At 67.1% G+C, this 571-nt stretch carries 1 protein-coding gene; it reads right to left on the bottom strand.

The window, feature by feature from the left end; all coding sequences use genetic code 11:
- Positions 1 to 571 (bottom strand): electron transfer flavoprotein subunit alpha/FixB family protein (locus ASD34_RS08935; RefSeq protein ID WP_414929867.1); only part of this gene is annotated, 571 nt, incomplete at both ends.

Below are 571 nucleotides of genomic sequence, written 5' to 3'. Positions count from 1 at the left end.
CACTTCGGTGAACTTCTCGGCGCTGCCCAGCGCGCGGCCACCCGAGACGATGATCTTGGCGGCGGTCAGTTCGGGGCGGTCGCTCTTGGTGACTTCGCGGCCCACGAAGGCGCTCTTACCGCTGTCGGCGACGCCTTCAGCCGTTTCGATCGCTGCGCTGCCACCGGTGGCAGCAGCGGCGTCGAAACCGGTCGTGCGCACCGTGATCACCTTGGTGGCGTCGGTGCTCTGCACGGTGGCGATGGCGTTGCCGGCGTAGATCGGGCGCTCGAAGGTGTCGGGGCTGTCGACCTTGGTGATGTCGCTGATCTGAGCCACATCCAGCTTGGCGGCCACGCGCGGTGCGACGTTCTTGCCGTTGGCGGTCGAGGGGAACAGGATGTGGCTGTAGTTCGCTGCGATCGCCAGCACTTGCGCTGCGACGTTTTCAGCAAGGTTCTCGGCCAGCGATGCGCTGTCGGCGGCGATGACCTTGGAGACACCAGCGATCTGTGCAGCGGCCTTGGCAGCCTCTGCGGCGTTGGCACCGGCCACGAGGACGTGGACGTCGCCACCGCAAGCCAGCGCTGCG

This window comes from Variovorax sp. Root473 (genome assembly GCF_001426505.1).
Taxonomy (GTDB): Bacteria; Pseudomonadota; Gammaproteobacteria; order Burkholderiales; family Burkholderiaceae_C; genus Variovorax.
The sequence above is the reverse complement of the archived record's forward strand: the minus strand, read 5'-3'. Positions and strand labels throughout refer to the sequence as shown.